Origin of the sequence: Polaribacter sp., from assembly GCF_036480315.1 — a bacterium.
GTDB lineage: Bacteria > Bacteroidota > Bacteroidia > Flavobacteriales > Flavobacteriaceae > Polaribacter.
On record NZ_JAZGGG010000020.1, the window covers coordinates 106,451 to 117,314 of the forward strand.

Genomic DNA, 10,864 nt, shown 5'->3' on the forward strand with positions numbered 1-10,864 from the left:
TAAATTTATGAGGTTTTTTCTGTTTCAGAAATTTATAAAAACTTAATTTATATTTTAATATGTAAATTTGGTACACAATTTGCGACTTTTAAATTATGAGAAAAATAATTTTACTATTAACAATTGCTTTAGCGTCTTTTACTTCAAAAGCACAAGAAAAAATAAACTGGCTTGGTTTTGAAGAAGCTATTGCTTTAAATAAAGAAAATCCAAAACCAATTTTAATTGATGTTTATACGGATTGGTGTGGGTATTGTAAAAAATTAGATTTAGAAACTTACTCTAATAAAAAAATTGCTAAATATATAAACACTAACTTTTATGCAATTAAGTTAGATGGAGAAGATAAGAAAGATATTATTTACAAAGAATATACTTTTAAATATCAAAAAGAAGGAAGACGTGGTTACCATCAATTACCAGCATCTTTAATGGAAGGGAAACTATCTTACCCTACAACTATTTTCTTGACAAAAGAGGAAGAAATGATTCAAAAAATCCCAGGTTTTTTAGATAAAAAAATGATGGAAAAAATATTGGTTTATTTTTCTAAAGACGTCTATAAAACTAAAAAATGGGAAGATTTTGAAAAAGGGTTTAAAAGTAATTTATAATTACTTCTTTATTATAAACGCACCACTTTTACTCGTATTATAAAAAGGAATTTTCTCTTTTTCACTAATTAGCTTCCATCTTTTTACATAACTTTTATAATTAGAACCATCTGCAATAATTTGAGATGGTTTTATTTTTTTAATTAATCTGGATAAATTAATTCTTGGCGATTGTTGTAAAACAACAATCGGGTTTCCTAAACCTTTAATATTATAAACACTTAAACTATCAATTAGTAGAATATTTTTGTTTGAAAACTGAATAATGTTTTTATAATCTATTTGATGAATTACTTTAATATTTTCTTTAATTCTAAATGATTTTAAACTATAATCGTCTTTAAAATTTAGTGAATCTAAATCGTGCTGCAAAAACAACTGCTCTCCTACTCTTTTTCCTATTATTGAATGTCTTGATTTATGAAAAATAATAAATTCATTTTTATCATTTTTCTGTCGAAATTCAATAAAAAAAATACTTTGCAATATTAAAATTGAAGTTAAAAAGAACAATAACTTTTTAGGCTTTTTATTGATGAAAAAACGAGTTCCAAAAACAATTAAAACATACCAAGAAATCATCATTAAAAATGAAATAGAAATTTCTTTAAACAAAAATGCTTCTTGATTAGAGATCCAGCTGACAAAACTATTCATCCAAGAAATAACTTTTCCATAAACATCTGCTAAAAACTGTGGAAGTATATTAAAAAGCGATAAGAATATCGATATAATTCCGCCAACTAAAATATACATCAAACAAGGAATAATAATTAAATTAGAAGCTAAAAACAACCCTGGAAACTGTTGAAAATAAAAAATACTCAAAGGTAAAACTCCCAATTGTGCCGCAATTGAAACAGTAAATAATTGCCATACTTTTTTATCCACTAAAAATCTTGGCTTGTAAATTGCATCCAATTTTGGCTGTATCCAAATAATACCAAAAACAGCTAAATAACTCAATTGAAAACCAACATCAAAAAGAAACATTGGTTTTATAATCAACAAAAGAAACATAGAAGTTATTAAAGAAAATTCTATTCTATTTTTTCTTCTAAAAGTCATACCTAATGCCAAAAAGGTAAACATGGTTACAGCTCTTACAACCGAGGCAGAAAGTCCCGCGATAAATGCAAACACCCATAATAACAATACTATTAGGCTTACTTTTATGAATTTTCCATACTTAATTCTTTCTATCGGTTTAAACAAGAAAGATAAAATGAGAAGAAACACACCAACATGCAAACCAGAAACTGCTAAAATGTGTATAGCTCCAGCTCTTTGATAGTCTGATATTAATTCTTTTGAAATATCTTGTCTTTGTCCTAAAAGTAATGCGTTTATCACTGCCAATTCATCTGGTTTAAAATGGTGTTTTTGTAACGATTCTTGAATTTTATTCCTGAATTTTGATGACAAACCAACCAAAGAAAAAATGCTTGTTTTTAACTTTATAAATTTAGAATTATTAAGATATACTTGTTGGTAAATTCCTTGTTTTTCTAAATATTCTTTATAATTAAATTGATGTGGGTTTAATGGCAATTTAATTTCCTGAAAAACTGCTTTTAAATAAATTTGTTCATCAACTTTTAGAGGAATAAACAAACTATCTTTATTAATATTTAAAAGCACTTCTCCTCTTGTTTTTAAGCCATTCACTTGCGTTACTTCAACTTGGTATTTGTGATGGTAAAAACCAGATTTCAAAACCCTTTTAACCGTAAAAATGACTTTAGAATTCTGTTCTACAAAATGATGATAATAATCTTTATTGTTTTGATCATTATTCACATAAACGGAAACAATTCCAATAAAAAAAAAGAGAAAGAAAGCTAAAATAGTACGAACTACTTTATTTTTAAAAATGAATAATAAACTTAATAAAAATAAGATAACATAAAAAATAGGTAGAAAACCGAAACTCCAAATTTTAGTATAAAATTGAAATATAATACCCCAAATTACGAGCACAACAAAGTGCATGGGTAAATAATTTTTTAACCTGTTCATAGCAAGTTAAAGATAGAAAAAAAATATTACTTTAATTATTAAGCACTGAAAACCAATTATTTTGATTTTTCAATCAAAAGAAAAACATGAGTATTATAAAACCCTTGTTGCTTTTACAAAAGCCTTTTTCCAGTATTTTTCTGATAGATTAGAGACAATTACGCCTCTTGAAGAAGTAGCATGTACAAAACGGATTTTTCCATTTTTTACAGATACAATTAAACCAACATGGTTTATATTTCTATAACTTTTTCTGGTTTTAAAGAATAGCAAGTCACCTTTTTTAGCTTTTTTTAAAGAAATTTTATTTCCTTTTTTGGCCATATCTCTAGAAACTCTTGGCAATTTTACACTTTCTTTACCAAAAGCAACATACAAAACACCAGAACAATCCATTCCTTTCTTTGTTGTCCCTCCGAATTTATATTTTACACCTTTAAATTTCAAAGCGTTTGCAACAATTTTATCCGCTTTAAAAGTTGATTTATTTATGCTATTAACTACTTTTTTTGATGATGAACAAGAACTCATCAAAAACGAAAAAGCGATCAATAAAAACAGTGTTTTCTTCATCTTTTAAGTTTATTTTAAATTCGCTACAATTTGTTTGGCTACTTTTTCTGAAGCTCCTTTTCCTCCTAGTTTTTTTTCTAATTCAAAATATTCTAAAAACAATTTTTCGCGATCATTTCCACTTAAAATTTTAGTCAACGCTGCTTTTAAATTTTTCTTGTTAAAATCATCCTGAATTAACTCTTTTACTACTTCTTTATCCATAATTAAATTGACTAAAGAAATAAACTTTAAAGTGATAATCCTCTTCGCAATTTGATACGAAATTGTACTTCCCTTATAACAAACTACTTGCGGCACTTTAAATAATGCAGTTTCTAATGTTGCGGTACCAGAAGCCACCAAAGCAGCATAAGAAATACTTAATAAATCGTATGCTTTATTGTTGATGAAACTCACTTTTCTATCACCTATTATTTCTTTATAAAAGCTAAAATCTTGACTTGGAGCTCCTGCAATTACAAATTGATAATCAGAGAAATTATCTACTAAAGACAGCATTACAGGCAACATTTTTGTTATTTCTTGCTTTCTACTCCCTGGTAATAAAGCAATAATTGGTTTATCATTTAAATTGTATTCTTGCTTAAAAACAGCTTCGTTTACTTGTTTTCTATCTGCAATTCCATCAATTAAAGGATGCCCAACAAAAGAAACTTCATAATCGTATTTTTTGTAAAACTCTTCTTCAAAAGGAAGAATTACAAATAATTTATCTACATCTCTTTTAATATCTTTTACCCTATTTGCTCTACTTGCCCAAACTTGTGGAGAAATATAATAATTTGTTCTAAACCCGTTTTCTTTAGCCCATTTTGCAACGCGTAAATTAAAACCAGAATTGTCTATAAAAATAATGACATCTGGTTTAAATTCTGCAATATCCTTTTTACAAAACTTAATAAAACCCAATACTTTAGAGAGGTTCATTAAAACCTCAACAAAACCCATAAAAGCTCTTTCTTTATAATGCTTTACTAAAGTTCCGCCTACTGCTTGCATTAAATCTCCACCCCAAAAACGAATTTCTGCATTTGCATCTTCTTTACACAAAGCCTTCATCAAATTAGAACCGTGTAAATCTCCAGAAGCTTCACCAGCAATAATGTAATATTTCATACTAGAAAAACTTTAAAATTAATGTAGTTAATGCAATTAAAATTGTTGCCATTAAAACTCCTTTTGCTCTGTTATCTTGTTTCTTTTTAATGAAAATAAAGAAAACAAATAAATTAGGAATTGCAGCTATAGATAATACTTTACCATATAAATCTCCTTGTTGTATCATTTCTAAAGTTTCGTAAAACCCATAACGAGAAATGTATTCTAAATACAAGAAAACTCCGCCAAATGTTGCAAAAAGCGATACTAAAATGCCAACGAGGATATTTTTTTTTATAGTTCCCAAGAATTTAATTTTTGAATCATATGATGTGCAGTCATATCAAATTGAACAGGAACTACAGAAACATAGCCATTTTCTAATGCATAAATATCTGTATCTTGTCCTTTATCTTTATTTACAAATTCGCCAGAAAGCCAATAATATTCTTTACCAAATGGGCTTTTCCTTTTATCAAAATTCTCTTTCCAAACTCCGTTTGCTTGCCTGCAAATCTTTACTCCTTTTATCTCTTCCTTTTTTAAATTAGGAATATTTACATTTAAAACAATTCCTTCAGGAATTCCGTTTAACAAGGCGTTTAAAGTAATATTTTTTACAAATTTTTCTGATGGTTTAAAATCTGCGTGCCATTTAAAATCTAATAATGAAAACCCTATAGCAGGAATTCCTTCAATACCAGCTTCTACCGCGGCACTCATTGTTCCAGAATAAATCACATTTATAGATGAATTTGCTCCGTGATTAATTCCTGAAACACATAAATCTGGTTTTTTATTTAGAATTTCACTAATCGCCATTTTTACACAATCTGCAGGTGTACCAGAACATGTATACTCTAATTGAGGACCGTCATCTATGGTTATAGGATTACAATGCAATACATTATCTACCGTAATTGCGTGTCCCATTCCACTCTGTGGACTATCTGGCGCAACAACAACTACATCACCAATTTTATTCATTATTTGTATAAGTGCTCTTATTCCTGGAGCTGTAATGCCATCATCATTAGTGACTAAAATTAATGGTTTTTCTTGCATGTCTATTGTTTTAAATACAAATGTAATTTATTTTAAACAATTTTCATTTTAACATTTCTTAAAGAATATCACTTTATAAATTTATGTAACATTGTGTAGATTTAACAAAAACTTTAGAATGTAAAAGTCAATTTAACAAATTTGGCATTATTTTAGTAGTTTAGCAAAGTACACAGCGTAATTAAAAAATAAAAATCATGACAGAAGATATATGAAAACGAAATATAAGTTTACCACATTTTTCTTGACAGTATTAATTCTAACAGGAAGTTTTACAGCACAAGCATCTAACTCAAAAACAATTTCAGATCCTGATAAAGACAAGGTTTTAATTTATGTTTTAAAGAACATTTTAACACGTATGCACTTTGTTGAAAAGAAAATGAATGATAATTTTTCTGAAGAAGTTTACAACAGTTTTATAGATGGTCTAGACCCAAGTAAACGATATTTCACACAGGATGATATTAAGGAATTTTCTCAATATAAATACCAAATTGACAATCAATTATTAAGAGATGATGTTTCTTTTTACAACCTAGTTTATGGTCGTTTTATAGAGAAAATTAAAAATGCCAAATTGTATTATGCAGATTTATTAGAACAGCCTTTTAACTTTAAAAAGAAAGAAACTATTGATCTTGATTATGATAAAGTTCCGTATGCAAAAAACGAAAACGAATTAATTGATTACTGGAGAAAGCAGCTAAAACTGAACACATTAAGTATGGTTCAAGAAAAATTAGAACTACAAGCTAACAAAATTAAAAAAGATAGTAAATTCAAGAAAAAATCTTTTAACACTTTAGAAAAAGAAGCTAGAGCAGAGGTTTTAAAAAATATGAACGAATTATATTTAAGAATTGAAGAACTAGAGCACGAAGATTGGTTTTCTACTTTTTTAAATAGTGTAGTTGGTGCGTTTGACCCTCATACAACATATATGGCTCCAAGAATTAAAGAACGTTTTGATCAAGATATGTCTGGTAAATTAGAAGGAATTGGTGCAAGGCTTCAGAAAAAAGGAATTTACACACATGTTTTTGAATTGGTTTCTGGAGGTCCAGCATGGAAACAAGGAGATTTAGAAGCAGAAGACATTATTTTAAGAGTAGCGCAAGGAGATGAAGAGCCTTTAGATATTGTTGGTATGCGTTTAGATGACGCTATTAAGTTCATTAAAGGAAAAAAAGGAACCGAAGTAAGACTTACGGTTAAGAAAAAATTAGATGGTTCTACACAAGTTATTTCTATTATTAGAGATGTTGTGGAATTGGAAGAAACTTTTGTAAAATCTAGCATTGTAGAAAAACAAGGAAAAAAATACGGAATTATAGATTTACCAAAATTCTATATAGATTTTGATGAAGCAAATTATAGAGATTCTGCCAAAGACATGGAAAAAGAAATTGAACGTTTAAAAAACGATGGCGTTTCTGGTTTAATTGTCGATTTAAGAAATAACGGCGGTGGTTCTTTAAAAACTGCTATTGAAATTAGTGGATTATTTATTGATAAAGGCCCAATTGTTCAAGTAAAATATAGAGGAGAAAATCCTATTATAAAAAATGATGTAGATTCAAAAATACAATGGGATGGTTCATTAGTTGTTTTAGTAAATGAGTTTTCTGCTTCTGCATCAGAAATTTTTGCAGCTGCAATGCAAGATTATCAAAGAGCTATAATTATTGGCGGAAACCAAACGTATGGTAAAGGAACGGTTCAAAACATTTTACCTATCAATCAATTTCACCCAAAATATAAAAAAGATTTAGGGTACTTAAAAATGACCATTCAGAAATTTTATAGAATTAATGGTGGATCTACGCAAGTAGAAGGCGTTTATTCAGATATTGCAATGCCAAGTAGATATAGTTATATGAAATTTGGTGAGCGTGACTTAGAAGGTGCTTTAGTTTGGGACAAAGTAAAACAGGCCAATTATTCGCAAACAAATTCTTATGCTAATTTTGCTGATGTTATATATAACAGTAAAGAAAGAATTGCTGCAAGTCCGAAATTTAAAATGGTAAACGATTATGCTAAATGGTTAAAAGAAAATCAAGACGATACTTCTTACTCATTAAACTATAAGTCTTTTTCTAAAGAAAATAAAGAGCAAAAAGAAGCATCAAAAAAGTTTAAATCAGTTTTTGAATATAAATCTAATTTAACTTTTAAATCTCCATCTTATGAAATTTCTCTTCTAAAAAAAGATTCAGTTTTAGAAGGAAAGAGAGTTGCTTGGCATAAAAATTTATCAAAAGACATGTATGTTTCTGAAGCTATTAATGTTTTAAGTGAATTAAAACTAAAAGAAACTTCTGAAATCGTTAAAAACTAATAAAAAATAATATTCTAATTTATAACCTGATTGTATGCATAATACAATCAGGTTTTTTATTTATTTTTGTAGTATGAGCTTTAAAGTAATATTTGCAACGAAATGGTCGGATTTTGACCCAAACAGGCATATGCGACATACAGCATATAATGATTATGCCGCAGAAGTAAGAGTAAGGTACTTTGCTGAAAACGATTTTTCTATTGAAGAATTTACCAAACACAATATTGGTCCTATTTTATTTACAGAAGAAACTTCTTTTAGAAAGGAAATTCATTTAGGAGAAGACATAACCGTAGACATTAAATTATCTGGCCTTTCTAGTAAGAATGAACGCTGGAAATTAGAACATCAAGTTTTTAACCAAGCCGGAAAACTATCCGCAGTAATAAAAGTCTACGGAGCTTGGATAGATTTAACAAAAAGAAAACTAACTGTTCCTCCAAAAGAAGCAAAACAATTATTTGATTTTGCTGAAAAATCTGAAAATTTTAAAGAAATTCTGCTAAAAAAATAAAGAATGAATAAAAGAAGAATTATATCGGCAATTGCATTGGTTGTTTTATTTGCTGTTTATTATTTTCAGGAGAAAAATAAAAACAACAATAATTCTTCAACAGTAACAATTAATAATAATAATAATAATAATGGTTTCAACTATTTACCAACCTCAACCACAAATCAAATTATAAAACATAACGGATACACTTTATCTTATTCAGAAAAACATGAACAAGCAGAGTGGGTAGCCTATTCTTTAAACAAAAAAGATATTGTTTACACAAATAGAAAGCGTCCCTACTTTAATGTAGATCCAAAAGTAAAAACAAAATCTGCACATTGGCGAAGCTATAAAAACTCTGGCTATGACCGTGGACATTTATGTCCTGCTGGAGATAGAAGGTTAACTGTAGATAGCTATAATGAGACTTTTTTAACCTCAAATATTTCTCCTCAAAAGCACGATTTTAATGCTGGTATTTGGAATAAACTAGAACAGAAAACTCGGTATTGGGCAAAAAAACACAATCACTTATATGTTGTTACTGGTGGCATTTTACAAAACAACTTACCAACTATTGGTAAAGACAAAATTTCAGTCCCTAAACAATTCTATAAAATTTTACTAGATTACACTCAACCAGAGATTAAAACAATTGCATTTTTATTCCCCCATAAAGAAAGTAAAAAACCTTTGTATGAATTTGTAATATCTATTGATGAATTAGAACAAAAAACTGGTATTGATTTTTTTCCAAATTTACCAGATGACATCGAAAATAGGTTAGAAGCTTCTAGTAGTTATAAAAACTGGAGTTTTAGATAAACTACAATTCCATATCAATTACAATTTTACCTTTTACTCTTCTTTGCATCATATCTTCTAAAGCTTTTAGTGCATTTTCTAGAGAATACGTTCTGTCTATATGTGGTTTTAAATCACCTTTTACAAACCAAGTTAACAATTGCTGAATATTTTTCAAACTCTTTTTTGACTCTTTCTGAACAAAAGCTCCCCAAAAAACACCCACAATACTTGCACCTTTTAATAGCGTTAAATTTATTGGAATCTTCGGTATTTCTCCATTCGCAAAACCAATAACCAAATGCCTTCCTTTCCAAGCAATTGCTCTTAAAGCTAATTCAGAAAAATGCCCGCCAACAGGATCATAAATTACATCTACACCTTTTCCGTTTGTAAGTTCCTTTACTTTATCTTTTAAACTTTCTTCTGTGTAATTAATAACTTCATCGGCACCATATTGTTTACATAGGTCTAATTTATCTTGAGTAGAAGCAGCTGCAATTACTTTTGCTCCCATTAATTTTGCTAATTCCAAAGCTGTTAAACCAACACCGCCAGAAGCACCCAAAATTAAAACAGTTTCACCTTCTTTAAGTTTTGCTCTGTCTTTTAAAGCATGATAAGATGTTCCATACGCTAATAAAAAAGCAGATGCATTTACCATAGACATTCCTTTTGGTTTCGGAAAACAATCTTTTACTTTTACAATCGCTTTTTCTGCAAAACCACCAAACGGAATAAAACCAACAACTTCATCACCTACATTAAAATGTTTTACATTTTCGCCAACTTTCTCTACAATTCCTGCGACATCGCTACCCGGAGAAAAAGGAAATTCCGGCCTAAATTGATATTTACCTTGGATAATTAAAGTATCAGGAAAATTAACACTACATGCTTTTACAGTAATTAAGACCTCACATTTATTTGGTAATGGGTTTTCTATTTCTTTATACCGTAAAGTATCTGGAGTTCCGAATTTGCTGCAAACTATTGCTTTCATAAAATTGATGTAATTTAATTTCTTAAATATAATAATTATTAAGAGGAACAGTTCATTAGATTATGGAAAATTATTTTACAACGTATTCATAAGGTTTTATAATTCCAATTTTATCATAATGAGTTTTATTCATTTTAAAATGCATTTGGTTCATTTTATTAAGATAAACTTCTAATGGTTCTAAACCAATCTCTAATCTTCTTTTATTAACATTTACGCTGTCTGCTAGGTTTCTTGGATATCCTTTACCTATGGTAACATCGAAATCTAATTGAGTTCCATAAATTTGTTTTTTTCCAGTATTCAAGTTTACTCTATCTGTTAACAAACCAAAAAGCCTCGCTTTTGCATTTTTTTTAGATACTTCAACTTTCATTTTTTCTAATACTTTAAATTGAAATTCAGGTTTTTTATCGGAATGTTGTGTCATCATCCAGAAATTTTTTGCCCCTTCTTTTCCAACTAAATCAAATCCTGGGAAACCATGATTATTAAAAATCTCACTCAACCTTTTTTGATGTGTTGTAAATACACTGTCTTTATAGGCATTCCACTCTTCTTTTGTTAATTCTTTATGTTTGCCTTGCGGAATATACGCTGCAATTTGATCTGTAATTGCCATTTTTGCAAGTTCATCTTTTAATTCTTGGTTGAACTCTACTTGTTTTATAGGTTCGTTTTTACAACCAATAATAAATAATAGGATAATAATTTGACAAAATTTATTCATAATTTTAATTTTAATGTTAGCTTTTAATTCTTAAAAAAGGATTAGCCTTTGTTTTTTTTTGTGATGAAAACTAAAATTACTTTTTCACAAATTAAACTAAACAATATGC

11 protein-coding genes are annotated in these 10,864 nt (G+C 28.4%); 4 read left to right on the plus strand and 7 right to left on the minus strand.

Annotation, left to right across the window (positions count from 1 at the left end; all coding sequences use genetic code 11):
- The first annotated feature begins 95 nt into the window (after positions 1–95).
- Positions 96–614: a thioredoxin family protein gene (locus tag V3V28_RS03610; protein ID WP_331363658.1), complete on the plus strand. Its 519-nt coding sequence runs from the start codon at positions 96–98 to the stop codon at positions 612–614.
- Here the strand turns inward: V3V28_RS03610 and V3V28_RS03615 are convergent, their stop codons facing one another.
- The 5 genes from V3V28_RS03615 to surE form a co-directional block, all read right to left on the minus strand.
- Positions 615–2,633, minus strand: a complete 2,019-nt coding sequence (locus tag V3V28_RS03615) for a ComEC/Rec2 family competence protein (protein WP_331363659.1) — start codon at positions 2,631–2,633, stop codon at positions 615–617.
- Positions 2,634–2,726: 93 nt separating this feature from the next.
- Entirely contained in the window at positions 2,727–3,206 is a 480-nt protein-coding gene (locus tag V3V28_RS03620; RefSeq protein ID WP_331363660.1) for a C40 family peptidase, read from the minus strand.
- Between the two features lie 9 nt (positions 3,207–3,215).
- Positions 3,216–4,325: a lipid-A-disaccharide synthase gene (lpxB, locus tag V3V28_RS03625; RefSeq protein WP_331363661.1), complete on the minus strand. Its 1,110-nt coding sequence runs from the start codon at positions 4,323–4,325 to the stop codon at positions 3,216–3,218.
- Position 4,326: 1 nt separating this feature from the next.
- Entirely contained in the window at positions 4,327–4,614 is a 288-nt protein-coding gene (locus tag V3V28_RS03630) for a hypothetical protein (RefSeq protein WP_331363662.1), read from the minus strand.
- Positions 4,602–5,372, minus strand: a complete 771-nt coding sequence (gene surE / locus V3V28_RS03635; protein WP_331363663.1) for a 5'/3'-nucleotidase SurE — start codon at positions 5,370–5,372, stop codon at positions 4,602–4,604. Before surE ends, V3V28_RS03630 begins: the two co-directional genes overlap by 13 nt.
- 211 nt (positions 5,373–5,583) lie before the next feature.
- Between surE and V3V28_RS03640 the strand changes: the two genes are divergently transcribed.
- From V3V28_RS03640 to V3V28_RS03650, 3 genes are all read left to right on the plus strand, one after another.
- Complete coding sequence (locus tag V3V28_RS03640) at positions 5,584–7,716, plus strand: carboxy terminal-processing peptidase (RefSeq protein WP_442957515.1); 2,133 nt, start codon at positions 5,584–5,586, stop codon at positions 7,714–7,716.
- Between the two features lie 73 nt (positions 7,717–7,789).
- The gene (locus V3V28_RS03645; RefSeq protein WP_331363665.1) at positions 7,790–8,233 is read left to right on the plus strand and encodes an acyl-CoA thioesterase; all 444 of its coding nucleotides are present in this window, start codon (positions 7,790–7,792) and stop codon (positions 8,231–8,233) included.
- A 3-nt stretch (positions 8,234–8,236) separates the two neighbouring features.
- Positions 8,237–9,043 (plus strand): DNA/RNA non-specific endonuclease, encoded by an 807-nt coding sequence (locus V3V28_RS03650; protein WP_331363666.1) that lies wholly within the window; start codon positions 8,237–8,239, stop codon positions 9,041–9,043.
- Between the two features lies 1 nt (position 9,044).
- On the opposite strand, the gene V3V28_RS03655 is transcribed toward V3V28_RS03650, so the two are convergent.
- Together V3V28_RS03655 and V3V28_RS03660 are read right to left on the minus strand one after the other, a co-directional pair.
- Positions 9,045–10,025, minus strand: coding sequence for an NADPH:quinone oxidoreductase family protein (locus V3V28_RS03655; RefSeq protein ID WP_331363667.1), 981 nt, complete (start codon positions 10,023–10,025; stop codon positions 9,045–9,047).
- 70 nt (positions 10,026–10,095) lie between these two features.
- Positions 10,096–10,755 carry a DUF6624 domain-containing protein gene (locus tag V3V28_RS03660; RefSeq protein WP_331363668.1) on the minus strand — a complete coding sequence of 220 codons (660 nt, stop codon included), beginning with the start codon at positions 10,753–10,755 and terminating at the stop codon, positions 10,096–10,098.
- Positions 10,756–10,864 lie beyond the last annotated feature (109 nt).

Excerpts from the sequence above, each read along its gene's own strand:
- V3V28_RS03610 (WP_331363658.1), top strand. The coding sequence starts at position 96 with ATGAGAAAAATAATTTTACTATTAACAATTGCTTTAGCGTCTTTTACT.
- V3V28_RS03615 (WP_331363659.1), bottom strand. The coding sequence starts at position 2,633 with ATGAACAGGTTAAAAAATTATTTACCCATGCACTTTGTTGTGCTCGTA.
- V3V28_RS03620 (WP_331363660.1), bottom strand. The coding sequence starts at position 3,206 with ATGAAGAAAACACTGTTTTTATTGATCGCTTTTTCGTTTTTGATGAGT.
- lpxB (WP_331363661.1), bottom strand. The coding sequence starts at position 4,325 with ATGAAATATTACATTATTGCTGGTGAAGCTTCTGGAGATTTACACGGT.
- surE (WP_331363663.1), bottom strand. The coding sequence starts at position 5,372 with ATGCAAGAAAAACCATTAATTTTAGTCACTAATGATGATGGCATTACA.
- V3V28_RS03640 (WP_442957515.1), top strand. The coding sequence starts at position 5,584 with ATGAAAACGAAATATAAGTTTACCACATTTTTCTTGACAGTATTAATT.
- V3V28_RS03645 (WP_331363665.1), top strand. The coding sequence starts at position 7,790 with ATGAGCTTTAAAGTAATATTTGCAACGAAATGGTCGGATTTTGACCCA.
- V3V28_RS03650 (WP_331363666.1), top strand. The coding sequence starts at position 8,237 with ATGAATAAAAGAAGAATTATATCGGCAATTGCATTGGTTGTTTTATTT.
- V3V28_RS03655 (WP_331363667.1), bottom strand. The coding sequence starts at position 10,025 with ATGAAAGCAATAGTTTGCAGCAAATTCGGAACTCCAGATACTTTACGG.
- V3V28_RS03660 (WP_331363668.1), bottom strand. The coding sequence starts at position 10,755 with ATGAATAAATTTTGTCAAATTATTATCCTATTATTTATTATTGGTTGT.